29 protein-coding genes are annotated in these 25705 nt (G+C 68.8%); 17 read left to right on the top strand and 12 right to left on the bottom strand.

What is annotated here, in order from left to right:
• Positions 1–6: 6 nt before the first annotated feature.
• Genes ACWDUN_RS21230 through ACWDUN_RS21220 form a run of 3 tightly spaced genes read left to right on the top strand, consistent with a single transcriptional unit; the run spans position 7 to position 2179 of the window.
• The gene (locus ACWDUN_RS21230) at positions 7–621 is read left to right on the top strand and encodes an acid phosphatase (RefSeq protein ID WP_449931971.1); all 615 of its coding nucleotides are present in this window, start codon (positions 7–9) and stop codon (positions 619–621) included.
• The gene (locus ACWDUN_RS21225) at positions 603–1700 is read left to right on the top strand and encodes an isochorismate synthase (RefSeq protein ID WP_449931970.1); all 1098 of its coding nucleotides are present in this window, start codon (positions 603–605) and stop codon (positions 1698–1700) included. The genes ACWDUN_RS21230 and ACWDUN_RS21225 overlap by 19 nt, the downstream gene beginning before the upstream one ends.
• A complete protein-coding gene (locus tag ACWDUN_RS21220; RefSeq protein WP_449931969.1) occupies positions 1697–2179 on the top strand; it encodes an N-acetyltransferase family protein in 483 nt (160 codons plus the stop codon). Before ACWDUN_RS21225 ends, ACWDUN_RS21220 begins: the two co-directional genes overlap by 4 nt.
• Here the strand turns inward: ACWDUN_RS21220 and ACWDUN_RS21215 are convergent.
• Positions 2176–2562: a hypothetical protein gene (locus ACWDUN_RS21215; protein WP_449931968.1), complete on the bottom strand. Its 387-nt coding sequence runs from the start codon at positions 2560–2562 to the stop codon at positions 2176–2178. The genes ACWDUN_RS21220 and ACWDUN_RS21215 overlap by 4 nt on opposite strands.
• Positions 2559–3011, bottom strand: coding sequence for a type II 3-dehydroquinate dehydratase (aroQ, locus tag ACWDUN_RS21210; protein ID WP_449931967.1), 453 nt, complete (start codon positions 3009–3011; stop codon positions 2559–2561). Before aroQ ends, ACWDUN_RS21215 begins: the two co-directional genes overlap by 4 nt.
• 163 nt (positions 3012–3174) lie before the next feature.
• On the opposite strand from aroQ, the gene ACWDUN_RS21205 reads away from it, so the two are divergent.
• The 8 genes from ACWDUN_RS21205 to whiB1 all read left to right on the top strand — a co-directional run bounded on the left by ACWDUN_RS21205 (position 3175) and on the right by whiB1 (position 11259).
• Positions 3175–4278, top strand: a complete 1104-nt coding sequence (locus tag ACWDUN_RS21205) for an acyl-CoA dehydrogenase family protein (protein ID WP_449931966.1) — start codon at positions 3175–3177, stop codon at positions 4276–4278.
• A gap of 1 nt (position 4279) precedes the next feature.
• Positions 4280–5473: an acyl-CoA dehydrogenase family protein gene (locus ACWDUN_RS21200; protein WP_449931965.1), complete on the top strand. Its 1194-nt coding sequence runs from the start codon at positions 4280–4282 to the stop codon at positions 5471–5473.
• Positions 5470–7812, top strand: a complete 2343-nt coding sequence (locus tag ACWDUN_RS21195; RefSeq protein ID WP_449931964.1) for a CoA transferase — start codon at positions 5470–5472, stop codon at positions 7810–7812. The genes ACWDUN_RS21200 and ACWDUN_RS21195 overlap by 4 nt, the downstream gene beginning before the upstream one ends.
• A gap of 37 nt (positions 7813–7849) precedes the next feature.
• A complete protein-coding gene (locus ACWDUN_RS21190; protein ID WP_449931963.1) occupies positions 7850–8764 on the top strand; it encodes a LysR family transcriptional regulator in 915 nt (304 codons plus the stop codon).
• Positions 8751–9152 (top strand): YchJ family protein, encoded by a 402-nt coding sequence (locus tag ACWDUN_RS21185; RefSeq protein ID WP_449931962.1) that lies wholly within the window; start codon positions 8751–8753, stop codon positions 9150–9152. Before ACWDUN_RS21190 ends, ACWDUN_RS21185 begins: the two co-directional genes overlap by 14 nt.
• A gap of 9 nt (positions 9153–9161) precedes the next feature.
• Positions 9162–9656 (top strand): M15 family metallopeptidase, encoded by a 495-nt coding sequence (locus tag ACWDUN_RS21180; protein WP_449931961.1) that lies wholly within the window; start codon positions 9162–9164, stop codon positions 9654–9656.
• Between the two features lie 132 nt (positions 9657–9788).
• Complete coding sequence (locus ACWDUN_RS21175) at positions 9789–10721, top strand: diacylglycerol/lipid kinase family protein (protein WP_449931960.1); 933 nt, start codon at positions 9789–9791, stop codon at positions 10719–10721.
• Between the two features lie 283 nt (positions 10722–11004).
• Positions 11005–11259, top strand: a complete 255-nt coding sequence (gene whiB1, locus ACWDUN_RS21170) for a transcriptional regulator WhiB1 (RefSeq protein WP_019514677.1) — start codon at positions 11005–11007, stop codon at positions 11257–11259.
• Positions 11260–11364: 105 nt separating this feature from the next.
• On the opposite strand, the gene ACWDUN_RS21165 is transcribed toward whiB1, so the two are convergent.
• A complete protein-coding gene (locus tag ACWDUN_RS21165) occupies positions 11365–12864 on the bottom strand; it encodes a sensor histidine kinase (RefSeq protein ID WP_449931959.1) in 1500 nt (499 codons plus the stop codon).
• A 17-nt stretch (positions 12865–12881) separates the two neighbouring features.
• On the bottom strand, positions 12882–13097 hold the full coding sequence (locus ACWDUN_RS21160) for a biotin/lipoyl-binding carrier protein (protein ID WP_024454384.1): 216 nt from the start codon (positions 13095–13097) through the stop codon (positions 12882–12884).
• A gap of 161 nt (positions 13098–13258) precedes the next feature.
• On the opposite strand from ACWDUN_RS21160, the gene ACWDUN_RS21155 reads away from it, so the two are divergent.
• Entirely contained in the window at positions 13259–13333 is a 75-nt protein-coding gene (locus tag ACWDUN_RS21155; RefSeq protein ID WP_085976028.1) for a 50S ribosomal protein bL37, read from the top strand.
• A 76-nt stretch (positions 13334–13409) separates the two neighbouring features.
• Here ACWDUN_RS21155 and rsrA read toward each other — a convergent pair whose 3' ends face one another.
• Both rsrA and ACWDUN_RS21145 read right to left on the bottom strand, forming a co-directional pair.
• Entirely contained in the window at positions 13410–13664 is a 255-nt protein-coding gene (gene rsrA, locus ACWDUN_RS21150) for a mycothiol system anti-sigma-R factor (RefSeq protein ID WP_449932052.1), read from the bottom strand.
• Between the two features lie 44 nt (positions 13665–13708).
• Complete coding sequence (locus ACWDUN_RS21145; protein ID WP_449932051.1) at positions 13709–14347, bottom strand: sigma-70 family RNA polymerase sigma factor; 639 nt, start codon at positions 14345–14347, stop codon at positions 13709–13711.
• A gap of 208 nt (positions 14348–14555) precedes the next feature.
• On the opposite strand from ACWDUN_RS21145, the gene ACWDUN_RS21140 reads away from it, so the two are divergent.
• The 3 genes from ACWDUN_RS21140 (at position 14556) to ACWDUN_RS21130 (ending at position 16253) form a co-directional block, all read left to right on the top strand.
• Positions 14556–15047, top strand: a complete 492-nt coding sequence (locus ACWDUN_RS21140) for an aminoacyl-tRNA deacylase (protein ID WP_449931958.1) — start codon at positions 14556–14558, stop codon at positions 15045–15047.
• Between the two features lie 20 nt (positions 15048–15067).
• Positions 15068–15379 carry a GNAT family N-acetyltransferase gene (locus ACWDUN_RS21135; RefSeq protein WP_449931957.1) on the top strand — a complete coding sequence of 104 codons (312 nt, stop codon included), beginning with the start codon at positions 15068–15070 and terminating at the stop codon, positions 15377–15379.
• Positions 15380–15479: 100 nt separating this feature from the next.
• Entirely contained in the window at positions 15480–16253 is a 774-nt protein-coding gene (locus tag ACWDUN_RS21130) for a class I SAM-dependent methyltransferase (RefSeq protein WP_449931956.1), read from the top strand.
• Positions 16254–16300: 47 nt separating this feature from the next.
• Here the strand turns inward: ACWDUN_RS21130 and ACWDUN_RS21125 are convergent, their stop codons facing one another.
• Both ACWDUN_RS21125 and ACWDUN_RS21120 read right to left on the bottom strand, forming a co-directional pair.
• Complete coding sequence (locus tag ACWDUN_RS21125) at positions 16301–17776, bottom strand: DUF7782 domain-containing protein (protein ID WP_449931955.1); 1476 nt, start codon at positions 17774–17776, stop codon at positions 16301–16303.
• Entirely contained in the window at positions 17773–18546 is a 774-nt protein-coding gene (locus ACWDUN_RS21120) for an SOS response-associated peptidase (RefSeq protein WP_449931954.1), read from the bottom strand. The genes ACWDUN_RS21125 and ACWDUN_RS21120 overlap by 4 nt, the downstream gene beginning before the upstream one ends.
• Positions 18547–18556: 10 nt before the next feature.
• Between ACWDUN_RS21120 and aroA the strand changes: the two genes are divergently transcribed.
• Positions 18557–19840: a 3-phosphoshikimate 1-carboxyvinyltransferase gene (gene aroA / locus ACWDUN_RS21115; RefSeq protein ID WP_449932050.1), complete on the top strand. Its 1284-nt coding sequence runs from the start codon at positions 18557–18559 to the stop codon at positions 19838–19840.
• Positions 19837–20823 carry a ribosome small subunit-dependent GTPase A gene (gene rsgA, locus ACWDUN_RS21110; RefSeq protein ID WP_449931953.1) on the top strand — a complete coding sequence of 329 codons (987 nt, stop codon included), beginning with the start codon at positions 19837–19839 and terminating at the stop codon, positions 20821–20823. The genes aroA and rsgA overlap by 4 nt, the downstream gene beginning before the upstream one ends.
• Before the next feature lie 75 nt (positions 20824–20898).
• On the opposite strand, the gene ACWDUN_RS21105 is transcribed toward rsgA, so the two are convergent.
• From ACWDUN_RS21105 to ACWDUN_RS21090, 4 genes are all read right to left on the bottom strand, one after another.
• Positions 20899–22152 (bottom strand): fatty acid desaturase family protein, encoded by a 1254-nt coding sequence (locus tag ACWDUN_RS21105; protein ID WP_449931952.1) that lies wholly within the window; start codon positions 22150–22152, stop codon positions 20899–20901.
• A 72-nt stretch (positions 22153–22224) separates the two neighbouring features.
• Positions 22225–23379 (bottom strand): ferredoxin reductase, encoded by a 1155-nt coding sequence (locus tag ACWDUN_RS21100; RefSeq protein ID WP_449931951.1) that lies wholly within the window; start codon positions 23377–23379, stop codon positions 22225–22227.
• A gap of 66 nt (positions 23380–23445) precedes the next feature.
• A complete protein-coding gene (locus ACWDUN_RS21095; RefSeq protein ID WP_449932049.1) occupies positions 23446–23946 on the bottom strand; it encodes a DUF6912 family protein in 501 nt (166 codons plus the stop codon).
• Positions 23947–23952: 6 nt separating this feature from the next.
• Positions 23953–25689: a BCCT family transporter gene (locus ACWDUN_RS21090; RefSeq protein WP_449931950.1), complete on the bottom strand. Its 1737-nt coding sequence runs from the start codon at positions 25687–25689 to the stop codon at positions 23953–23955.
• Positions 25690–25705: the final 16 nt, after the last annotated feature.

The raw sequence follows: 25705 nt of genomic DNA, 5'->3' as shown, positions 1-25705 counted from the left end.
GCGTCGGTGAGCGTCCACCAGCATCGGTTGTTACTGCTGAGGCACGGGGAAACGGAGTGGTCGCGCAGCGGTCGACACACCGGGCGCACCGATCTCGAGCTGCTCGACGTCGGCCGCGATCAGGCCCGGCTGGCCGCCGAGGCCCTCGGCGATCTGCAACTGAGCGACCCGGTGGTGATCTCCAGCCCGCGCCGCCGCGCCCTGGAGACCGCCGAGCTGGCCGGTCTGACGGTCGACGAGGTGACACCGGACCTGGCCGAATGGGATTACGGCGACTACGAGGGGCTGACCACCCCGCAGATCCGCGAGACCGTACCCGGCTGGACGGTGTGGACGCACGAGTGCCCGGGCGGCGAGACGGCGGCCCAGGTGAGCGAGCGCGCCGACCGCGCCATCGCGCTGGCCTTGAGCCACATGGAAACCCGCGATGTGGTGTTCGTGGGCCACGGTCACTTCTCCCGGTCCGTGCTGAGCCGATGGGTCGAACTCCCGGTGTCCGAGGGTGTGCGGTTCGCGATGGCGGCCGCCTCCATCGCGGTGTGCGGATTCGAGAAGGGCATCCGCCAGATCGGTGCGCTCGGCCTGACCGGCCACACCAACCCATGCCTGCCGCCGGCGTGACTGCGTCCTTCGTCCTGTCGGGGCCCGCGGGCACCGTCATCGCCGACGGCGTCCGAACCGGATTCGCCGAAATCGCCGCCGCCCGACACGCCCTGCGTACGGGGGCGGCACCGATTGTCATGGGCGCGTTGCCGTTCGATCTGAACACACCCGCTGCCCTGCACGTGCCCGACGCGGTACACCACCTCGACGGCCTGCCGGCCTGGCCGCAACTGCCGGCACCGATCGTCCGGTCGCGCGAGACCCTGCCCCCCGGACCGCAGCACCGCGCCCGGGTCGCCGAGGCGGTCCGGCGCCTGCGGGCACCGCAGTCCGCGCTGGAGAAGGTGGTGCTGGCGCGGGCCCTGCGCCTGTGCGCCGACACCGCCTGGGACCCGCGATCGGTACTGACCCGGCTGGCCGCCGCCGACCCGGCCGCAACCGTCTACCTGGCCGACCTGTCCCCGGCCGGTTCCGACGGCGTCCTGGTGGGCGCCAGCCCCGAACTACTGGTCGCCCGCCGCGGTGACACCGTCATCTGCCAGCCGTTCGCCGGATCGGCGCCGCGCTCGGCCGACCCCGATACCGACGCCGCACAGGCCACCGCGCTGGCCGCCTCGGCGAAGAACCGACACGAGCACGCCCTGGTGGTCGACATGATGCGCCAGGCGCTGGAACCACTGTGCGTCGATCTGCAGATCGCCGCCGAGCCGCAGTTGCACGGCACCGACGCGCTGTGGCATCTGAGCACCCCGATCCGCGCCCGCCTGCGTCGCCACGGCAGCACCGCCCTGGACCTGGCGCTGGCGCTGCACCCGACGCCCGCGGTCGGCGGGGTGCCGACCGACCTGGCCTCGGCGCTGATCACCGAACTGGAGGGCGACCGCGGGTTCTACGCCGGCGCGGTCGGTTGGTGCGACGGCACCGGCGACGGTCGCTGGGTGGTGTCCATCCGCTGCGCCACGCTGACCGACGGCGGGCGCACCGCCCTCGCGCACGCCGGGGGCGGCATCGTCGCCGAGTCCGATCCCGACGACGAGGTCGACGAGACCACCGCCAAGTTCCGGACCATCCTGACAGGACTGGGAGCAACCACATGACCGAAGTGATCCGGCCGGCACGTCCCGGAGATGAGGCCGAGATCGTCGCGATGATCCGCGAACTGGCCGACTTCGAGAACGCCGCCGACGAGTGCGTCGTAACCGAAGAGTCGCTGCACGCCGCCCTGTTCGGTGGCCGGCCGACTGCCTATGCGCACATCATCGAGGTGGACGGGCACGCCGCCGCGACGGCGGTGTGGTTCCTGAACTTCTCCACCTGGGATGGCGTGTCCGGGATCTACCTGGAGGATCTGTTCGTGCGCCCGGCGTTCCGGCGGCGCGGCCTGGCCCGCAAGCTGCTGGCCACCCTGGCCGCCGAATGCCGCAAGCACGGCTACACCCGGCTGAGCTGGGCGGTGCTGAACTGGAACGTCAACGCCATCGCGCTGTACGACGCGGTGGGCGGCAAGCCGCAGACCGAGTGGACCACCTACCGGGTGTCGGGCGCGGAACTGGCGGCCCTGGCCGCGGAGGCCTAGCGGGTCTCGTCGCGCCCGGCCATCCACTGCACCGATGACGGGCTGAACAGCATGCCCAGCGTCCCGAGCGCCAGCAACCCGACCAGGATCCCGTAGACGGCGTGGTGGCTGGTGATGACGTACCACGCGATGGGTAACAGCAGCAGATTGGTCGGCACCGCGATCCCGCGGCCCCAACGCCGGCCGGTGATCAGCGCCCAGCCGCCGGCGAGCACTCCGCCACCGATCAGAATGAACCACACGGCGGTGCCGTAGCCGTTGACGATGTCCTGGTCGGCTCCACCGAAGGCACGCATCAGCAACACCGCCGCCATGATCAGGGCGGCCACCCCCTCGGCGGCGACCAGCAGGCCCGCATAGCGGACGATCGGCGGTTGGATCACGACACCCGGCCGGCGAGGAACTGCACCGCGAACACATAGCCCTGCGGCCCGGCACCGGCGATCACCACCTCGGCCACGGCGGACACATACGAGTGGTGCCGGAACGCCTCACGCCGGTGGACGTTGCTCAGATGCACCTCGGCCACCGGCAGTTCCGCGGCGGTCAGCGCATCGGCGATGGCCACCGAGGTGTGGCTATAGGCGGCGGGGTTGATGATGATGCCCGCGCAATCGGCGCGCGCGGCGTGGATCGCATCGATCAGCTCACCCTCATGGTTGCTCTGCACCGCACGCACGTCCAGACCGAACCGGCCGGCCGCCTCGCTCACCTGCTGCTCGATCTGGGCGAGCGTGGTGGAACTGTAGATCTCCGGCTGACGGGTGCCCAGCAGGTTCAGGTTGGGCCCGTTCAACAGCAGCAGGCAGGGCTTGTCACGGCGCTCGGTCACGTCAGTACGGTACCGACGCACCCGCTCGGCGCGCCAAGGCATACCCGGCGACGCGGCCACAGCACGTTTCCGGATCGGAAACGTACGGGTGTCGCGATCCGTGATGTACATCGCCGCCGCCGCCACGAACCATGGGATGGCCAGATCCCGGGAAGGCGGCACCATGACCATCTCCGTGACCGAGCGGGCCGAACTCCGGTCCGCGGTCCGCGACCTGCTGCGCGAGCGTTGCACCGAGGCCGATGTGCGCCGCGTGGTCGACGAAACCGACGGCTTCGACCGCGACCTGTGGGCCGCACTGGCCACGCAAGGTGTCACGGGTCTCCTGGTGGAACCCGAGTTCGGCGGCGTCGGATTGGGCGCGCCCGAACTGGAGGCGGTGGCCGAGGAGACCGGTGCCGCGCTGCTGCCGGCGCCGTGGCTGTCCAGTGCCGTGTTGACCGTCGCCCTGATCCAGGCCGCCGGCACCGACGCCGACAAACAACGCCTGCTGCCCGGTCTGGCGCAGGGCACCTCGATCGGCACGGTGGCGCTCACCGGTGCCGCCGGCACCTGGACGCCCGCGGGGGTCGATGTGCGCGCCGACGCCGATGCAACGCTGACCGGCGACGCGCACTACGTCACCCACGGTCAGGTCGCCGATGTCATCCTCGTCGTCGCCGAGACGGCCGACGGGCCCGCGGTCTTCGAGGTCGCACCCGATGCCGACGGCTTCGAACGCACGCCGTCCTCGGTGTTCGACCCGACCACCCGGCTGTCGACCTACACCTTCGGCGCCACCCCCGCCCGCCGACTCGGCTCCGCGGGCTGGGCGCAGGTGCAGCAGGCACTCGATCTGACCGTGGTCGCGCTGGCCGGCGAGCAGGCCGGCGCGGCCCGGCGCATCTTCGACATCACCATCGAGTACCTCAAGACGCGCATCCAGTTCGGTCGCCCGATCGGCAGCTTCCAGGCGCTCAAACACATTTCGGCCGATCTGCTGCTGGAGGTCGAGTCGGCCACCTCGGCCGCCCAGCACGCCGCCGCGCACATCGCCGCCGCCGACGGCACGGCCGAAACCCGCGCCGGCGCAGTGGCCTTGGCCGGCTTCGCCTGCGCCGAGGCCTATGTGCGCACCGCCATGGCGGCGATCCAGATGCACGGCGGTATCGGGTTCACCTGGGAACACCCGGCCCATCTGTATGTGCGCCGGGCACGTACCGGTCTGCAACTGTTCGGCGACTCCGGTCTGCACCGCGAGCGTTACCTGCTGTCGAAGGGTGCCTGAGATGAACGACGATGTGCCCACCACCGACGAACTGCGCATCGAGGTCCGCGACTGGCTGGCCCGCAACTGGACCTCGCTACCCACATCCGATGATCCGTGGGCCAGTTCACCGGAGCGGATCGCCTGGCTGGCGCGCGTCGTGGCCGCCGGATACGCCGTGCCCACCTACCCGACGCAATGGTACGGCCGCGGGTACCCCCCTCGGTTGGCCAATGTCATCGAGCAGGAGTTCCGGGCCGTGCGCGCACCCGGATCGCGGCAGGACAAGTACAGCATTGCGGCCAACACCGTGCTCAAGTTCGGCAGCGATGAGCTGAAAACCGCACTGCTGCACGACTTCCTGACCGAACGATCCCGGACCTGCCTGCTCTACAGCGAACCCGGGGCCGGGTCGGATCTGGCCGGCATCCGCACCTCGGCGGTCCGCCGGGGCGACGAGTGGGTGATCAACGGCCAGAAGGTGTGGACGTCGGGCGCGCAGACCTCGGATCACGCCCTGCTGATCGCCCGCACCGACTGGGATGTGCCCAAACACCAGGGCATCACCTTCTTCATCATCCCGATGAAACAACCCGGTATCGAGATCCGGCCGCTCGTCCAGATCACCGGCGAATCGCATTTCAACGAGGTGTTCCTCACCGACGCCACCGTGCCCGACGCGTACGTCGTCGGTGGCACCGGCAACGGCTGGCGAGTGCTGCAGACCGCGCTGGCCTACGAACGCTCCATCATGGGCTCGGCCGGGCGCTCCGGACGCAACCGCTCCCGCGCCGACAGTCTCATCGAACTGGCCCGCGACCACGGCCGCCTCGACGACCCGGCGATCCGCCGGTCCCTGGCCGACGTCCTGGCGTTGCGAGAACTCAACAGCCTCAACAACGCCCGCGCCAAGGCCGAGGCCAAACAGGGCACCTCCAGTGCGGTGATGTCGCTGGGCAAGCTCGCCATGTCGGCGATCCTGCACGCCGAGGCCCGCCTCAAGACCGACATCATCGGCGCCCGGGCGCTGTTGGCCGGACCCGAGCACCCCGAGTCCGACGATGTCAACTTCCTGACGCTCAACGCCTTCTTCACCTCGATCGGCGGCGGCACCGACCAGATCCAGCGCAACATCATCGGGGAACGGGTGCTGGGGCTACCGAAGGAACCCGAGGTCGACCGCGACATCCCGTTCCGACAGGCACGCCGAAATTGACCGACAACGATTACGACCCACCGCTTTCCGGGGTACAGATCCTCGACCTGACGTGTGGTCCGATGACGGCGGTCGGGCGGCTGTTGGCCGATCTGGGTGCCACGGTGACCGTGGTGTCGACGTCCGCGGCGGAACCGGTGACCGATCTGGACATCGTCATCAACCGGCACGGCCTGCCCACCACCGAGGTGGATCTGCACACACCTCAGGGTCGACGGCAGTGGCAGGCGCTGCTGGCCGGCGCCGACATCCTGATCGAGGACAGCACGCCGGGATCGGCTCGCGAGGCGGCGCTGGACGTCGCCGACATCCACGCCGGCCACCCGGCATTGGTCATCCTGTCGATCAGTGATTTCGGGCGCGACAACGACTTCAGCGGCTGGCAGGCCACCGCGCCGGTGTTGCACGCACTGAGCAGTGCGTTGTCGCGCTCCGGCATTCCCGGACGGGCGCCGCTGATACCGCCGGGCCGGCACCTGCCCTATCAGGTGGCCGCCACGCAGGCGGCGGTGATGGTGATCAGTGTGTTCCTGGATCGGTTGCGCACCGGCCGTGGTGATCTCATCGACTTCTCCGTGCTCGAGGGCGCGATGCAGACCCTCGACCCGCCGTTCGGCACCGCGGGCACCGCCGCGGGCGGCGTCGCCATCAGCGCCCAGGAACGCAACTGGGCGGCCGAACGCCAGCGCTACCCCATCATCGGCTGCCGCGACGGGCACGTGCGCATCTGCCTGCTGTCGAAACGCCAGTGGCACGGCATGTTCGAATGGATGGGGCGTCCCGCCGAATTCGCCGACTCGAAGTTCGACCGGCTCAAGGAGCGGTTCCTGTCACCGACGCTGCTGCCGGCCATCGAACGGTTCGCCCATGACAAGACCCGCGCCGAGTTGCAGGCCCAGGGCCAGCGCCACGGGGTCCCGACTGCCGCGGTCTTGACCGTGGCCGAGGCGCTGCACACCGAGCAGGTGGCCGAACGCGGATTCGTGCGCGAGGTGGAAATCGCACCCGGGCAACGCATCCCGGCCCCGGCCGGGGTGTGTGAGATCGACGGCCACCGCGCCAGCACCCTGGTCGCCGCGCAGCCGTTCCCGGCGCGGTTGACGGCGGCGCCGCTGCTGGCCGCGCGTGCCCGCCGCAACGAGGGCCTGCCGCTGGAGGGATTACGGGTTCTGGATCTGGGCGTGATCGTGGTCGGCAGTGACACCGGACGGCTGTTCGGCGATCTGGGCGCCGACGTGGTCAAGATCGAGAACTCCGCCTTCCCGGACGGCTTGCGCGGCAATCTGACCACCGTGTCGCAGACCTATGCCGCCGGCCATCGCAACAAGCGCTCCATCGGTATCGATCTGCGGACCTCCGAGGGCCGGGAACTGGCGCACCGCATGGTGGCCGGTGCCGATGTGATGCTGACCAACTTCAAACCCGGTGTCGCCGAGACACTGGGCATGGACTTCGCGACGCTGCGGACCGTGAATCCGCAGGTGGTGGTGATCGACAGTTCGGCCTTCGGCCCCACCGGCCCGTGGGCGAAGCGGCTCGGCTACGGACCGCTGGTACGCGCGGCCGCCGGCTTCACCGACCGGTGGACGTATCCGGGCGAACCGGACACGTTCTGCGACACCGTCACGGTGTATCCCGATCACGTGTCGGCCCGGATCGGCGCCCTGGCGGCGCTGGCCCTGCTGCTGCGCCGGGAACGTACCGGCGCCGGCGGTTCGGCCAGCATCGCCCAGTCCGAGGTGATGCTCAGCCACCTCGCCGGTGAGATAGCCGCGGACGTTCTGGGTCAGCGTCCGGCGCGCGATGCGCCGTGGGGTGTCTTCCCCGCGGCCGGCGCCGACGCCTGGGTGGTCGTGACGGTCCGCGGTGACACCGACTGGCAGGCGTTGTGCACCGTGCTGGGCCGAACCGATCTGGCCGCCGATGCGGCCCTGGCGTGCCAGTCGGGTCGCGACAGCGCACGGGCACGCATCGACGAGGCCGTCGGCGAGTGGACCGCCCAGCACGCGCCCGAGGAGGCGATGGCGCTGCTGCAGCAGGCCGGGGTGCCGGCGGGGGCCGTGCTGCGGGCCGCGCAACTGCCGGACTGGGCCTATTACGCGCAGCGCCGCGCATTCCGGGAGGAACTGCACCCGCTGTGGACGACACCGTTCGTGATGGAGAACGTGCAGGTGCACTCCGACCGGATCGCCGACCCACCGCTGCGGCAGGCGCCGCTGCTGGGTGAACAGACCCGCGAGGTGGCGGCCGAACTGTTGGGCCTCGGTGACGCGCAGATCACCGACCTGCTGGCGCGCGGGGTGCTGGAGTCGATGCAACCGGGCACACCCGGCGTCTAGGATCACCAGAATCCATCAGCCGTCTCGGAGTGTCCGCATGCACGTCGACTTCACCCGACTCCGCTATTTCGTGGCGGTCGCCGAGGAGTTGCACTTCAAACGGGCCGCCGATCGGCTGATGATCACGCCTCCCCCGCTGAGCAAGCAGATCAAGCTGCTGGAGAAGGAACTCGGTGGGCCGCTGTTCGAACGCGATTATCACCGTGTGCAACTCACCGCGCTGGGCACCGAGCTGCTCGAACCGGCGCGCGAGATCCTGCGCAAGGTGGCGGAACTGAAGACGACCGCGGATCGGATCACCAAGGCGGACATCCCAGTTCGGATCGGCGCGACGGCATACGCCCCGTCGGACTTCCTGGCCCGGTTGGAGACCGCGGTGGCCGATCTGCCGGTGCCGACCGAGTTCAGCCTGCCGGGATCGGCGGCCGAGGTCACCGCGAAACTCGTCTCCGGGCATCTGGACATCGGGCTGATCCATCTGCCCTCCTCGGACAAACGGTTGCAGCACCGGGTGGTGGCGAGCTATCCGGGCGCGATCGCGGTGCGTTTCGACGACCCACTGGCCGCCGCCGACACCGTGACCATCGAGCAGTTGCGCGACCGCGACGTCGTCATCGACTTCGCCCGGCCGAATCCGGTGGTGCTGGCCGGGCTGGCGCGCGGCCTGGCGGCGCGCGGCGTCACCCGGATCGTGCGCACCACCAACGATCTCGGCGGTGAACTGGAGATGGCCACCCAGGTGTTCAACCGCCACCTGGTCGCACTGGTGACCTACGCCCCCGCCTCGGCGATCGGGCGCATCTTCTCACCACCGGAGTTCAAACTCATCCCGATTGATGAAACCACCTGGGCACCAGCGAAAATCGCCCTGGCGTGGGTCACCGAACGCACCGACGGCCCGCCGGACATCCACAACCTGGTGCAGCAGGTGGCCGACCATGTCCAGCACTGACCGGTGCCCGTGCGGTTCCGGCCGGTCCTACCCGGACTGTTGTCGACCGTGCCACGACGGCAGCACACCCGCGCCGACCGCCGTGGCCCTGATGCGCTCGCGCTACAGCGCTTTCGCCCTGGGCCTGCCCGACTATCTACTGCTGTCATGGCATCCCGGCACACGGCCGCGACGGCTCGACCTCGACGACACGATGACCTGGCGTCGGCTGCAGATCGTGGACACCGAGGCGGGCGGCATCGACGATGACAGCGGCATCGTCGAGTTCCGGGCGCAATACGAGCAGCACGGCCGGCGCCACATCCTGCACGAACGCAGCCGCTTCAACCGTGCCCGCGACGGTGCCTGGCAGTACGTGGACGGCGATGTCAGCGACGGCGGTCTCTAGACTGAGGTGATGCGCCTGAAGCTGACTGCCGCCCTGATGGCGGTCGCCGCCCTCACCGCACCCGTCGCCCAGGCCGAACCCGCCGATCAGACCGCCCGGCCGCTGACCGCGTTCGACGTGGCCGATCCCACCATCGGCAACCTGGCTCCCGCGCTACTGACCGCCGTGCAGAACGCGACGACGGCGGCGGCCGCCGAGGGCGTGACCGTCACCATCACCTCGGGCTGGCGCACCCCGGAGTTCCAGCGCCAACTGCTCGAGGATGCGATCCTGACCTACGGCAGCTTCGAGGCCGCCCGGCAGTACGTCCAATTGCCCGAGCATTCCCGTCATGTCGTCGGCGAGGCCGTCGACATCGGCGGGCCCGGCGCCGATCAGTGGATGATCGCCAACGGGCCGCGGTTCGGGCTGTGCCAGATATATGCCAACGAGACCTGGCATTTCGAGTTGGCCACCGACGCGCACGGCGTCTGCCCGCCGTTGCTGCCCAATGCCGCGGGATGAACGGGGTTGCGCCGCAACGCGATCGATAGGTCGACTGTTCATCGACCGCTCACCGTCGCGACCCCGGGCACTCATCATCCGTTTCGACTCCTCGGTACAGCACGCTGCGATCGACGGTTAGGCTGATACCCCGTGCGCGCCGTGCTGATCGTCAACCCGAACGCGACATCGACGACCCCGGCCGGGCGTGACCTGCTGGCGCATGCGCTGGAGAGTCGGGTCGATCTGACCGTGCTGCACACCGACCACCGCGGTCATGCCATCGAGATCGGCGCCCAGGCGGCGCGCGACGGAACCGACGTGCTGATCGTGCACGGCGGTGACGGCACGGTGAACGAAGTGGTCAACGGCGTGCTGTCCGAACAGTCGCACACGCCGGCCGTCGGGGTGGTCCCCGGCGGTTCGGCCAATGTGTTCGCGCGGTCGCTGGGCATCAGCCCCGATCCGGTGGTGGCCACCAATCAGCTGGTCGACGTGCTGGGCGCGCACGCCCGCGGCCGGCCATGGCGGCGCATCGGCCTGATGAACTGTGGTGAACGCTGGGGCGTGTTCACCGCGGGCATGGGTGTCGATGGTGATGTGGTGGCCGCGGTGGAGGAACAGCGGGCCCGGGGCCGCAAGGTCACAGCGTCGCGCTACATCCGGGTCGCGATCCGCGAGATGCTGTCCAGCGCGCGCAAGGATCCGCAGCTCACCGTGGAACTGCCGGACCGCGATCCGGTCCGGGCCGTGCATTTCGCGTTCGTCTCGAACTCCAGCCCGTGGACCTACGCCAACACCCGACCGGTGTGGACAAATCCGAGTACGACCTTCGACACCGGTCTGGGCGTGTTCGCCATCACGAGCATGAACGTCTGGCGCAATCTCGGCCTGGTGCGCCGGATGCTGTCGGCCAAGCCCGATATCGCGGCCCGGCATTTGATCCGCGAGGACGACCTGCCATGGCTGCGGGTGACCAGCGACGCACCGGTTGCCTGTCAGATCGACGGCGATTACATCGGCTTGCGTGATGCGATGACGTTCACCTCGGTTCCCGACGCCATCGGCGTCGTCGCACCGGGGTGATGAAGCCCTCACAGCGGCCTGACCTGCGAATTCGCTGTGAGAGCCAGAAAATTAGAGCGCAAGTGGATCTGAGTGTAGTACAAACGGGTGAGCGGTCCGGTAACCCGGTAGCGCAGTGACATTGCCCACGTGTTAACGCACTTCTATTGACATCTGTTCAGCCTGTGAAACCATCGGATGCAACAGTGCAGAAACATTTCATGTGCACGCGTTAACAGCCGAAGAAAAAGCTAGTGCGTTTTTGTGGCGCACACGGCAGAAACCTGACTAGGAGTTGGAAGCTATGGATTGGCGTCACAAGGCGGTCTGTCGCGATGAGGATCCGGAACTGTTCTTCCCCGTGGGGAACAGCGGCCCGGCTCTCGCGCAGATCGCTGATGCGAAGCTCGTCTGCAACCGTTGCCCGGTGACCACCGAGTGCCTGAGCTGGGCGCTGGAGTCCGGCCAGGACGCCGGCGTGTGGGGCGGCATGAGCGAGGACGAGCGTCGCGCGCTCAAGCGCCGCAACGCGCGGACGAAGGCCCGCAGCAGCGTCTAGCCGATCTCGACCCTGACGACTGCGGCCCCGACGATCACGTCGGGGCCGCAGTCGTTTGTCGTGAGAGGCTGTGCGGCTCATCACATTTCGGTCACATGGGACCGTCTAGATGGGCATCCGGCGATGACGGCCGATGGGCACTCGCAGCACCACATCGGTTCCGCCGGTGGCCACATCGTGCATGCCGAGTGAGCCGTCGAGTTCGGCGGACACCAGCGTGCGCACGATCTGCAGACCGAGGCGGTCGGACTTCTCCAGACTGAAGCCCTCCGGGAGTCCGCGGCCGTCGTCGTGCACCACCACATCCAGCCAGCGCGCCGAACGCTCGGCCCGGATGGTCACCGATCCTTTCGAGGCGTCGCCGTCGAAGGCATGTTCCAGCGCGTTCTGCACCAGCTCGGTGATCACCATGATCAGCGCCGTGGCGCGGTCGGCGTCCAGCACCCCGAGATCGCCCTCGCGGGTGATCCGGATCGGGGTGTCCACCGAGGCGACGTCGTTCATGATGGGGACGATCCGGTCGACGACCTCGTCGAGGTTGACCTCCTCGTCGACCGACATCGACAGCGCATCGTGCACCAAGGCGATCGAGGACACCCGGCGCACGGACTCGATGAGCGCCTCGCGGCCCTCCGCGTTGTTGGTGCGGCGGGCCTGCAGCCGCAACAGTGCGGCGACCGTCTGCAGGTTGTTCTTCACCCGATGGTGGATCTCGCGGATGGTGGCGTCCTTCGACAGCAGCGCGCGGTCGCGCCGCTTGATCTCGGTGACATCGCGGATCAGCACGGCCGCCCCGGTCGGCTCGCCGCCGGTGAGCAGCGGGATGGTGCGCAGCAGCACCGCGGCGCCGCCCGCGTCGAGCTCCATCCGGGTGCTGGCCCCACCGGCCACCGAGATGCGCAGATGGTTGGCCAGCTCCTGGGCCTCGAACGGATCCGACATCAGCGGACGGGTGACACCGATGAGGTTCTGGCCCTGCAGTTCGGCGTTCAGACCCATCCGGTGATAGGCCGACAGGGCGTTGGGGCTGGCGAAAGTGACATCACCGTTGACGTCGAGCCGGATGAAACCGTCGCCGACCCGAGGGCTGGACCGGGTCATCGCGGCATCGCCCAGATTGGGGAAGGTGCCCTCCGCCAGCATGCGCAGCAGATCGCGGGCGCATTCGATATAGGCCCGCTCCAGCGGGCTGGACTTGCGCCGGTCGGCCAGTGCGGTCTGATGGGTGAGCACCGCGACCACCTTGTCGGTGTGGCGCACCGGCACGGCCTCGACGTTGAGCCACAGCCCGTCCAGGGTTCCGAGCGGACCCGCATCGCTTTCCCGCCCGATCGCCCCCGACTCGAACGCCGCGCCGACGACCGGCATCTCCGCGGCGTTGGACAAGGTTCCCACCGCGTCGGCCAGCAGCACCGTCGGCGCGGTGTTGGGCCGCACCTGGGCCACACACACCAGCACCTCGTCATCGCGGCGCACCCACATCAGGTAGTCGGCGAACGACAGGTCGGCGAGCAGTTGCCACTCGCCCACGACCGCGTGCAGATGGTCGACGGCGTTGCCGGGCAGCACGGTGTGCTCGGCAAGCAGGTCGCCGAGGGTCGACATGAGCCCGGGCCGAGCGGCTAGCTGATGACGGCGATGAGGTCACCGGCCTGGATGACGTCGCCCACCGCGACGCTGACCTCGGTGACGGTGCCGGCGACCTCGGCCAGCACGGGGATCTCCATCTTCATGGATTCCAGCAGCACGAGGGTGTCGCCCTCACCGATCTGGTCGCCCTTCTTGACCACGACCTCCAGCACGCTGGCCACGATCTCGGCGCGAACATCCTCGGCCATCTTCACCCCACTCACTTGCGCTCCCGGCCGGCTGCGGTCTGCCCACCGGCCTATATCGAACCACAACACCGGCTCGGCCATCGCACACCAGGTGAGGAAAAAGCACCCCCCGCGGCATGAGACACTGGTGGTCAAGTATTCACCAGACTCGGAGGTTCACCATGGCCAAGCGTGGCCGCAAGAAGCGCGACCGCAAGCACTCGAAGGCCAACCACGGCCGTCGCCCCAACGCCTGACGCGCGCTGTACAGACAACGAACCGCCCGAGCTCAGCAGAGCCCGGGCGGTTGTCGTTTGTCCGTCTGTGCGGCCGTCAGCCGCGAATGATGGTGGTTCTGCTGATCTCCAGCCGCAGCCGGGCGCGCAGGCTGTCGGGGGCCTTCTCACCGCTGCACTTGGTGGCGATCAACGTCTTGACCCGCTCCTCGATGCCGTAATGGCGCAGGCAGGTCGGGCATTCCTCGAGGTGCTGGCGCAGCCGGTCGCGCGTCTCGACGGTGCATTCACCGTCCAACAGCGTCCACACCTCGGCGATGACCGCGGCGCACTCGGGGTGCTCGGGGTCGATCGGCCCGACCGGCGGGACCCAGCGCTCGTCGTCACGGGTGTCACTCACGAGGAGACCTCCTCCGGCTCGTCCTGCTGCTGACCTCGTAGGAAGCCTCGGTCGCGGGCCACATCCGCGAGCAGTTCGCGCAATTGTTTCCTGCCACGGTGCAGACGCGACATCACCGTACCGATCGGCGTGTCCATGATCTCGGCGATCTCCTTGTACGGGAAGCCCTCGACGTCGGCGTAGTAGACCGCCATCCGGAACTCGTCGGGCAGCGCCTGCAGCGCGGCCTTGATCTCGGTGTCCGGAAGCGCCTCCAGCGCCTCGACCTCGGCCGAACGCAGACCGGTCGAGGAATGCTCGGCGTTGGACGCCAGCTGCCAGTCGGTGATCTCGTCGGTCGGGTACTCGGCCGGCTGCCGCTGCTTCTTGCGGTAGCTGTTGATGTAGGTGTTGGTCAGGATCCGGTACAACCACGCCTTGAGGTTGGTCCCGGCGCGGAACGAGCGGAAGCCGGCGTAGGCCTTGACCATGGTTTCCTGCAGCAGGTCCTCGGCGTCGGCGGGGTTGCGCGTCATCCGCAGCGCGCCGCCGTAGAGCTGGTCGAGCAGCGGGATGGCGTCGCGCTCGAACCGTGCCGTCAGTTCGGCATCGGTCTCCTCGGCCGGCGCCGGGGCCATCTCGTCGATATCGGTCATTGCGGGAGACACCGTCCCTTCTGTTGCGGCATCACCGAACAGCTCCAGTGTGGACACCGGACGTTCCAGGCAGGCCGTTGGCACCAAAATCCCCTCTCCGACGATCCTAAAGGCAATGACCGACACACCCCGGGTTGGGCTGCGCTGCCAGCAACAACGACGGCCGCGGCCGCCGAAATTCCCGCGCGCCCACGACTAGGCTGACGCGGTGTCACGCGCAGCCACCCCGGCCGTCGCGGCGCTGATCGCCGCCGGCGCCGACCACGAGATCATGCGGTACCAGCACGACCCGCGCGCCGAATCCTTCGGCGAGGAGGCCGTCGCCGAACTGGCCGTCGCGCACGGGTTGGCCGCCGAGCAGATCCTCAAGACGCTGGTGCTGGCCGTGCCCACGGGTCTGGCGGTGGCGGTGCTGCCGGTGCCGTCGAAGCTGTCGTTGAAGGCGGCCGCGGCCGCGCTCGGCGTGCCGAAGGCGACGATGGCCGACCGGGCCGCCGCCGAACGTTCCACCGGTTACGTGCTCGGCGGGATCTCACCGCTGGGGCAACGCAAGGCGCTGCCGACCGTCATCGACTCCTCGGCGCTGCGCTGGGACCGGGTGCTGTGCAGCGCGGGCAAGCGCGGCTGGGACGTGGCGCTGGCGCCGGCCGACCTCGTGCGGCTGACCGCCGCGGTGACCGCGGACATCCTGGCCACCTGACGCGGGGCCATGATGGAGTCATGTCCGACACCGTCAAGCACGTCCCCGAACAGAGCCGCTTCGAGATTTTCGACGGTGGTGAGCTCGCCGGGTTCGCCGCCTACCGTGACCACGAGGCGCAACGCATCTTCCATCACACCGAGATCGGCGAGCAGTTCGGCGGGAAAGGTCTGGCCACCAAGCTGATCGGCGAGGCGCTGAGCCAGACATCCGGCGCCGGGCTGCGCATCGTCCCGGTGTGCGAGTTCGTGCAGAAGTTCCTGGACAAGCACGACGAGTTCGCCGCCGACGTCGACGAGGTGACCCCGGAGGTGCTCGACCTGCTGGGCTGATCGATGCGTGGGACGGACGCCGAGCGACCGTGAAGTGTCCGCATCCCCGGCGTGTCTGCGTGCGGACACGGTCACTCGCGCCGAAAGATAGGGTGGGCGGGTGTCCATCTGGTCAGCGGGTCGGTACGAGGCCGTCGCACAACAAATCTCCCCGATCGCCGTCCGGGTGGTCGAAACGGTCAACCGGCTGCATCCGTTGCCGGGCGCGGCGGTGGTCGACCTGGCCTGCGGCACCGGCACGGCGGCGCTTTCGGCCGCCGCGGCCGGCGCCGAGGTGACCGGTGTGGACCTCACCCCGGAACTGCTGGCGCTGGCCGCCGACAAACCGGGCGGGGATGCGGTGCGCTGGGTGGCCGGAGACGCCGCCGCGACGGGTCTGCCCGACGCCGGCTTCGACGCCGTGGTGTCGAACATGGGCATCATCTTCGTGGAGCCGGCCTCGCTGGTCGCCGAGGTCGCGCGACTGCTGCGCCCGGGCGGTGTCTTCGGCTTCTCCACCTGGGTGCGCGACGCCCACAACCCGTTCTTCGACCCGATCGTGGAGGTGCTCGGCCCGCGGCCGAACGCCGAGTACAGCCCCGATCAGTGGGGCGAGGCCGATGTGATCACCACCCGGCTGGCCGACGACTTCGCCGATATCTTCATCGAGAACGACGCGCACACATGGACTTTCGAGTCGCTCACGGCGGCGGTGCAGTTCGTCACCGAGGAGTCACCGATGCACGTGGATGTCCTGAGCCGCGTCGAGCAGGCCACCAGGACCAAGCTGGTCGATGCCTTCACCGCGGCGCTGTCGGCATGCGCGCGTGCCGATGGTTCGGTGAGCTTCGAGGCGTCCTACGCCGTGGTGGCTGCCCTGCGCCGGGGCGCATAGACCAGCACTGCGCCGGGGCGCATGAATCAGCACTGCGCCGGGGCTGATCAACCCGCCTGGTACAGAATTCCGCGGGCGATGGCCTCCCGCACCTCCGGCAGGGCCGCGGCGGCCAGCGCGTCGGCGTCGACCCCGTGGTGGGCGGCCAGCAATTCGATGAGCGTGCCCAGTGGAACCTCGCCTCGGCACCCGGCCAGCAGTGCGGTGAAGACATCGTCGACGCCGATCACCGCGCCCGGCCCACCGGGTCGGCGCACGGCCGCCCCGATCTGCTGCCACCCCTGCGGCCCGGGCAGCGAATGTTGTTCCAGCAGAACGGGTGCGGTGGACAGGCGGGCGGCCAGCAACGCATCGTCGGCGGTGTCGCGCAGATAGGCGCGGCGCGCGAAGAAGGCTTCGACCTCGACACCGCTGACCAGTTCGTCGGCACCGGTGATCTCTTCGAGGATGTGCTCGGGCGCCTCACCGTCGTCGGGACGACGCAGCGAAACCACGCCCATGCCGATCCCGCGGATGCCTTCGGCGGCGAACCAGTCCAGCCACTGGCCACCGCGGCGGGCCGCGGTCTCCGGGGTTTCGCCGGCGTCGGCCAGCCACAGCGACACGTAACTGACCGGGTCGGCCAGTTCGCGTTGCACCACCCAGGCGTGCAATCCGGTGCCGGCCAGCCACCCGGTCACCCGCTCGCGCCAATCATCACCGCGGACAATCCAGTTGGCCATCACCTGAGCGGTGCCGCCAGGTTCCAGGTGATCGGGCAACTGCTCGATCAGGGTGCGGCACAACTGATCTCCGGCCATCCCGGAATCCCGATAGATGTAGTCGGCATCGCCGGAGCCCACCACGAACGGCGGGTTGGACACGATGAGATCGAACCGCTCGCCGGCCACCGGTTCGAACAGGCTGCCGTGCCGCAGATCCCAGTCCATCCCGTTGAGCCGGGCCGTCACCGCGGCCAGCGTCAGCGCCCGCTTGTTGGTGTCGGTGGCGACGATGGCGTCGCAGTGGGTGTCCAGGTGCAGCGCCTGGATACCGCAGCCGGTGCCCAGGTCCAGCGCCCGACGCACCGGCGTCCGGACCACCGCGCGGGCCAGCGCCATCGAGGCCCCGCCGATACCGAGCACGTGGTCGCGCTGCACCGGGCCGCTGCGCAGCGCGGCATCCTGATCGGAGACCACCAGCAAGTCGCGCTCGCCGTCGCTGTGCGGGCGGATGTCCAGCGCGGCCCGGAAGCGGCCGGGCCCGACCAGATCCAGGACGCCGCCGGCGACCAGTGCGTCGACCGGCACCGACGGGAAGGCCCGCCCGAGACGTTCGCGGGACTCCTCGGCACCGAGCAGGAACAGCCGCACCAGCACCGAGAGCCGGTCATCGGCGGTGACCCGCAGCGCCAGCCACCACACGCCGCGCCCCAGTGCGGCGTTCGCGTCGGGTCCCAGCAGTTCGGCGACGCGGTCGACGGTGTAGCCGGCCGAGACCAGATCGGCGGCCAGCGCGTCGAGCACGACCGGCCCGAGGGTCAAAACAGCCCCGCCTCGTGCTCGACCTCGGCGATGAGCTCCGGGCCGTTGTTGCGGACGCTGTTCACCAGTCGCGACACCTCACGGATCTCGATGCGGTCCAGGTCGCCGTGGCCGCGCAGCAGTCCCTCGTCGATCGGTGCGTCCGGGTCCAGCCAGCGGTCCCAGTCCTCGGCGCTGATGGTCAGTGGCATCCGGTCGTGGACATCGGCGAGCTGGGCGGCCGAGTCGGTGGTGATGATGGTGCAACTGACCAGCGGCGCCGCATCCTTCGGCGCATCCTTCGGACGCCAGGTGGACCACAGACCGGCCATGAACAGCGGCTCACCGTCGGCGGCGTACATGTAGTACGGCGTCTTGGCCGGCTTCTTCGCGCCCTCGGCGGCGCCGGGTTTCCACTCGTACCAGCCGTCCATCGGGACCAGGCAGCGCTTGTTCTTGGCCGACGCGCGGAAGGCCGGTGAGGTGGTCACCGTCTCGGCGCGGGCGTTGATCAGCAGCGGACCCTTCTTCAGGTCGGGTCCGCCGTCCGCACCGGTCTTGGCCCACGGCGGGATCAGTCCCCAGCGCATGGAGCGCAGCCGCCGGACCGACTCGTCGTCGGGTTCGGAGTGCCGTTTGACCACGGTGCTGATGGTGGTGGTCGGGGCGACGTTGTAGTTGGCGGTGGAGTTCGGGTCACCGCCCTGACCCGTCGCCGTGGTCTCGTCGAGAGCCTTGATCTTCTCGGCCAGCAACGCAGGGTCGGTGGTCACCGCAAATCGCCCACACATACCAGGCAGGATAGAGGCCGTGAGCAACTGGCCGGCACCGACGACGACCACACCCATCGACGCCACCGTGGAGGTGCCGGGGTCGAAATCGCTGACCAACCGGGCGCTGGTGCTGGCCGCGCTGGCCACCGCGCAGGGCACGACCACCATCAGCGGGGCGCTGCGCAGCCGCGATACCGACCTGATGATCGGCGCGGTGCGCACCCTGGGTGCCACCGTCGACGGTGCCGGTACCGAGCTGCGCGTCAGCGGCGCCATCGCGCCGGAACGCGGCAGCCGCATCGACTGCGGGTTGGCGGGCACCGTCCTGCGGTTCCTGCCGGCGGTGGCCGCGCTGAGCACCGAGACCGTCACCTTCGACGGCGACGAGCAGGCCCGGGCGCGCCCCATCGCCCCGCTGTTGGAGGCGTTGCGCGGGCTCGGCGTCGGCATCGACGGCACCGGCCTGCCGTTCCAGGTCCGCGGGCAGGGGTCGGTGGCCGGGGGTGAGGTGCACATCGACGCCTCGGCGTCCTCGCAGTTCGTCTCCGGGCTGCTGCTGGCCGGCGCGACATTCGCCGACGGATTGACCGTCGTGCACACCGGGGACTCGGTGCCCTCGGCGCCGCACATCTCGATGACGGTCTCGATGCTGCGCAGCGCGGGTGTCAGCGTCGACGACGGTGCGCCCAACCGGTGGCATGTCGCCCCGGGCCGGGTGGCCGCCCGGCATTGGGACATCGAACCGGACCTGTCCAACGCGGTGCCCTTCCTGGCGGCCGCGGCCGTCAGCGCGGGCACGGTGCGGATCCTGCGCTGGCCCGCGGACAGCATCCAGCCCGCCGGCGACATCCTGGACCTGTTGTCGCGGGTGAACGTGACTGCACAGCATCATGATTCACATCTGGAGGTGCGTGGCGCCGAGGGCTTCGGCGGTATCGATATCGACCTGCACGATATCGGCGAACTGGCCCCCGCGGTGGCCGCGCTGGCGACGCTGGCCGAGCCCGGTTCGGTGTCCACCCTGCGCGGTATCGCGCACCTGCGTGGCCACGAGACCGACCGGCTGGCCGCGCTGCGCACCGAGATCACCAATCTCGGCGGGGAGTGCGTCGAGACCCCCGACGGCCTGCAGATCACCGCGGTCCCGCTGCACGGTGGGGTGTGGCAATCCTATGCCGATCACCGGATGGCGACCGCGGGTGCCATCATCGGGTTGCGGGTGCCGGGCATCGCCGTGCAGGACATCGCGACGACCTCCAAGACACTGCCGGACTTCCCGGGGATGTGGGCCGAGATGCTGGGCGCGCATTGAGATCTCGCGAGTACGACGAGTCCGATGTCCGGGTGCGCCCGGGCAAGGGTTCGCGACCGCGCACCAAGACCCGGCCCGAGCATGCCGATGCCGAGGAGGCGATGGTCGTCACCGTCGACCGTGGCCGCTGGGGATGCGCGCTGGGCGGTGACCCGCAGCGCAATGTCACCGCCATGCGCGCCCGCGAGTTGGGCCGGACCCCGATCGTCGTCGGTGACGAGGTCGACATCGTCGGCGACGTGTCCGGGCGCCCCGACACCCTGGCGCGCATCGTGCGCCGCGCCGAGCGCCGAACGGTGTTGCGCCGCACCGCCGATGACACCGATCCCACCGAACGGGTGGTCGTCGCCAACGCCGATCAGTTGCTGATAGTGGTGGCGCTGGCCGATCCGCCCCCGCGCACCGGATTCGTCGAACGCGCGCTGATCGCGGCCTACACCGGCGGCCTGTCCCCCATCCTGTGCCTGACGAAATCGGATCTGGCCGATGCCGCGCCGTTCGCCGCGCAGTTCGCCGATCTGGACCTCACCGTGCTGACGGCCGGGCGTGACGATCCGCTCGATCAAGTGGCCGCAGTCCTGGACGGCAAGGTGACGGTGCTGCTCGGGCACTCCGGGGTGGGTAAGTCGACGCTGGTGAATCGTGTTGTGCCCGAAGCGGAGCGGGCCACCGGGTCGGTGACCGGTGTCGGGAAGGGCCGGCACACCTCGACCCAGTCGGTGGCGCTGGCGCTGCGTGGGTCGGGCTGGGTGATCGACACCCCCGGCGTCCGGTCATTCGGGCTGGCCCATGTCGAGCCCGATGATGTCGTGCAGGCCTTCTCGGATCTGGCTGCGGCGGTGGATGACTGCCCGCGCGGATGCGGGCACATGGGCCCGCCGGCCGATCCCGAGTGCGCGTTGGACGCCCTGACCGGGCCGGCGGCGACCCGGGTCGCCGCGGCCCGGCGGCTGTTGGTCACCCTCGGCGAAGCGGGCTACTGAGCCGCGACGAGCAGACGCGAAGGGCCCCGAAACCCTGAGGTTTCGGGGCCCTTCACGTCTGCTCGCGGAGTGGAGCTAGGCGGCGACCTTCTGCTTGTCGCGACGCCAGCCGCGCACCGTGGCGATCGCGGTCTTGAGCCCGCGCCGCTTACCGGTGGCCGGATCGGTGACACCGAAGCCGTCGAGATCGTCGAACATCCGCTCGCTGCGGGTCTCCGGCGCATTGTCGCGGGTGTCGGTGAGGAACTTGTCCGGCAGCGACAGCTTGGCGATGGTGCGCCACGCCTTGCCGTACTGCACCAGGAAGGGCCCGGTGGTGTAGGGCAGGTCGTACTTGTCGCACAGCGCCCGCACCTTGATCGAGATGTCGTAGTACCGGTTGCTGGGCAGGTCCGGGAACAGGTGATGCTCGATCTGGTGGCACAGGTTGCCGCTCATGAAGCGCAGCACCGGGCCGTTGTCGAAGTTGGCGCTGCCCAGCATCTGCCGCAAGTACCACTGGCCACGGCTCTCACCGACCATGTCGGTCTTGGTGAACTTCTCCGCACCGTCGGGGAAATGTCCGCAGAAGATCACGGCATTGGCCCACACGTTGCGGATGATGTTGGCCAGGAAGTTGGCCCGCGCGGTGGACTTGTAGGTGGCACCCGGCGACAGCGAGGTCAGTGCCGGCCACATCACGTAGTCCTTGGCGATCTGGTGCCCGGCCTTGACGCCGAACTCCTTCATCCGCACGATCGTCGCGTCGCGGTCGTCGCGCCCCTTGAAGATCTTGCCGATCTCCAGGTGCTGAAGGCCGACACCCCATTCGAAGAGCGTCATCAGCGCTGTGTTGAACAGCAGGTTGAAGACGTTCATCGGCTTCCACTTCGCATCACGGGTGACGCGGATCAGGCCGTAGCCCACATCGTCGTCCATGCCCAGGATGTTGGTGTACTTGTGATGCATGAAGTTGTGGGTGAACCGCCAGTGCTTGGATGCGCCGCCCATGTCCCACTCCCACGTCGAGGAGTGAATCTCGGGATCGTTCATCCAGTCCCATTGGCCGTGCATGACGTTGTGGCCGATCTCCATGTTTTCGATGATCTTGGCCACGCCCAGGGTGGAGGCTCCCGCCCACCAGAAGGCACGCTTGGAGCTACCCGCGAGCAGTGCCCGGCCGGTGAGTTCCAACGTGCGCTGGAAGGCGATCGTCCGTCGGATATAGCGCGCGTCGTTCGCGCCCCGCGAGTCCTCGATGTCCTGTCGGATCGCGTCGAGCTCTGCGCCGAGGGTTTCGATGTCCGCCGCGGTCAGATGTGCAAATTCCGGTACGTCGGTAACAGCCATATTCGTTCGGTCCTCCTTCCGTTCACTACGATACCGTAACCTACGGCACCGTAGGTTACTTGTCAGTAAAAGTTATGCGTCCAGAACGCAGTCGCCAGACGCTGCGGAAACGCAGGTCTGCACGCGCGATCCGGGCTCGTGTTCCACGCCGGTGCGCAGGTCGCGGACGTGACCTTGAACCAGGCCGACGACACAGGACTGGCAGATGCCCATCCGGCAGCCGAACGGCATCTGGATACCCGCACCTTCGCCCGCTTCCATCAACGATGTCGCGGCGTCGGCGCTCACCGTCTTGCCACTGCGCTCGAAGGTGACCGTGCCACCGGTGCCGTGCGGTGCCGCGCGGGTGACTGCGAAGCGCTCCAGGTGCAGCTGCTCGGGCAGTCCGGCGCCGGCCCACAACCGCTCGGCATCGTTGAGCATCGCCTCGGGGCCGCAGGCCCAGGTCTGCCGATCCCGCCAGTCCGGCACGACCTCGTCAAGACGGTTCAGATCCAGCCGGCCCTGCGTGCGCGTCGTGCGCAGGTGCATCCGGTACCCCGGATGCGTCGCGTGCAGCTCCTTCAACTCGGCGGCGAACATGACGTCGGCCTCGGTCGGCGCGGAGTGCACATGCACGATGTCGGTGATCTGATCGTGGCGGACCAGCGTGCGCAGCATCGACATGACCGGGGTGATCCCCGACCCCGCGGTGAGGAACAGCACCGAGGCCGGCGCCGGGTCGGGCATCACGAAGTTGCCCTGCGGCGCGGCCAGCCGAACGATCGCGCCCGCTGCCACCCCGCCGACAAGGTGGGTCGACAGGAATCCCTCGGGCATCGCCTTCACGGTGATCGTAATGGTGCGCGCGCCGCGCCTGTTTTGACCGCTGCGCACCGGCGCGGAGGTCAGCGAGTACGAACGCCACCGCCACCGACCGTCGACCAGCAGGCCGATACCGATGTACTGGCCCGGCTCATAGTCGAAATGGAAACCCCACCCGGGCTTGATGACCAGCGTCGCCGAATCGACCGTCTCGCGCCGGACCTCCACGACGCGGCCGCGCAACTCGCGGGCCGACCACAGCGGGTTGGCCAGCTTCAGATAGTCGTCGGGCAGCAGCGGGGTGGTGATGCGACCGGCGATGGTGCGCAGCGCATGCCAGCCGGGGTGGCGATCGGCGCCGGCGATGGAGGGGCGCACCGTCTCGGCGACTTTGGCCGAGACCTTGATTTCATTCTTGGCCACGCAACCTACGGTACCGTAAGTTACGGTCCCGTACAGACCTTTCCCGTCCCGCTGCAGCGATCTACGTCACAACAGTTCGAGCAGGAACGGCAACTCCTGCGGCGCGTACCACGCCAGGTCGTGATCCTGCGCGTCACCCACCGCCAGCTCGGCATCCTCGTCGCCCAGATCGGCCTCGTCGATGACGTCGACCGCCCGGCGCACCGCCGATTCGGCGGCGGCGTTGTCCACATACGCTGCGATGACGTCCTCGATCGGCACCGGACCCGCCAACCGGACCACCGCGTCGTCGAGGTCCGGGCGGGCCGCGGCGCCCTCGACATCAGCCACGAGCACGGCACGGCGCGGCGGTAATGCACTGCCGGCCTGAGCCGACAGCAACCGCAACGACGCCAGTGCCGCGTCCCCCAGAGCAACCTCGGCGAGCTCGTCCTCGTCGCCCTCGGCGTAGGCCTCCCGCAGTGCCGGGGTCACCGCGAACGCGGTCCCGCTGCGGGCATGGAGCAACCGATCGGCGACGAGCTGCTGCAACATCTCCAGCGTCGCCGGTATGTAGACACGCACCAGGCGAGATTAGCGCCCGGGCTCGGCCTGCTGCTCGTCCGTCTTGCCGGCGTCGGGGTCCTTCTCCACGGACAGCACGAAATCGTCACCGTGTTTGGTCACCCCGGCGATCACCGCCGAGTGCACGGCCTCGACCGCGTACTCGCGCCGCACCATCAGCGGATCCTGACGCAGGTCCTTGACCAGCGCGACGGCCAACCCGACCATCACCAGCACGAACGGCAACGCCGCGATGATGGTGATCGACTGCAGGCCGTTCAGCGCGTCCGAACCGCCGACAAGCAGCATCACCGCCGCGACGGCACCGGTGGCCACGCCCCAGAAGATGACGGTCTTGCGGCTCGGTTCGATGGTGCCGCGCTCGGACAGCGACCCCATCACGATCGATGCAGCGTCGGCCCCGGACACGAAGAAGATGGCCACCAGCACCATCACCACGATGCTGGCGACGGTCGCGATCGGGTACTCGCCGAGCAGCCCGAACAGCTGCGCCTCCGAGGAACCCTCACCGGCCAGATCGGCTCCGCCGCGCTGGGCATCGATCGCGGCACCGCCGAAGATGCAGAACCAGACCAGCGACACCAGGCTGGGCACCAGCAGCACACCCGTGACGAACTGGCGGATGGTGCGCCCGCGCGAGATCCGCGCGATGAACATCCCGACGAACGGGGTCCACGAGATCCACCACGCCCAGTAGAAGACCGTCCACGATCCCAACCAGGCGTCGGTCGCGGCACCCTCGGCGCCGGTGCGGGCCGCCATCATGGCCAGGTCCTGGAAATAGCTGCCGATCGACGTCGGAATGAGGTTCAGGATGAAGATGGTGGGCCCGACGATGAAGACGAACAACGCCAGCACCAGCGCCAGCACCATGTTGATATTGGACAGCCACTGGATTCCGCGGGCAACACCCGATACCGCGGACAGCACGAAGGCGCATGTCAGGACGGCGATGATGCCGATCAAGATGGCATTGCCGGTCTCACCGATGCCGGCGACGATCTGCAGGCCGCTGCGGATCTGCAACGCTCCCAGACCGAGCGAGGCCGCGGACCCGAACAGGGTCGCGAAGATGGCCAGCATGTCGATGACCTTGCCCAGACCACCGTTGGCGCGGTCCCCGATGAGCGGTTCGAAGGCGGCGCTGATCAGCTGGAAACGGCCCTTGCGGTACACGCCGTAGGCGATCGCCAGACCGACCACGGCATAGATCGCCCACGGATGCAGGGTCCAGTGGAACAGCGTGGTGGCCATCGCGTTCTGCACGGACTCCGGGTTGCCCTCCGGGCCGGTCAGCGGTGGCGGGGTCACCAGGTGCGACAGCGGTTCGGCGACGCCGAAGAACATCAGGCCGATGCCCATCCCGGCGCTGAACATCATGGCCACCCAGGACACGGTGCGGAATTCGGGTTCCTCGTCGTCGCGGCCGAGCGGGATGTTGCCGAAGCGCCCCAGCGCGATCCACAACACGAAGATGACGAAGCCCGAGGCGGTCAGCGTGAACAGCCACCCGGCGTTGGTCAGGACCCAGCCCAGCGCGTCACCGGACGCGGTAGCCAAACCTGCAGTGTCGACGAATCCCCAGATCAGGAAGGCGACGGCGATCACGGCGGTGACGCCGAAAACCAGCCGATCAACGTGTCGTCGGTGGGTGAGTGCATCCTCGTCGATCGGCACGTCGAGGACGGGGTGCGGTATTACGTCGAGCTTGTCGAGTTTCGTATGGTCTTTTTCGGTATCTGGCATGGTTGATCCATCAGAC

The sequence above is a fragment of the Mycobacterium sp. NPDC003323 genome (assembly GCF_053589535.1).
This window is presented reverse-complemented; position numbering and strand designations above follow the sequence as displayed.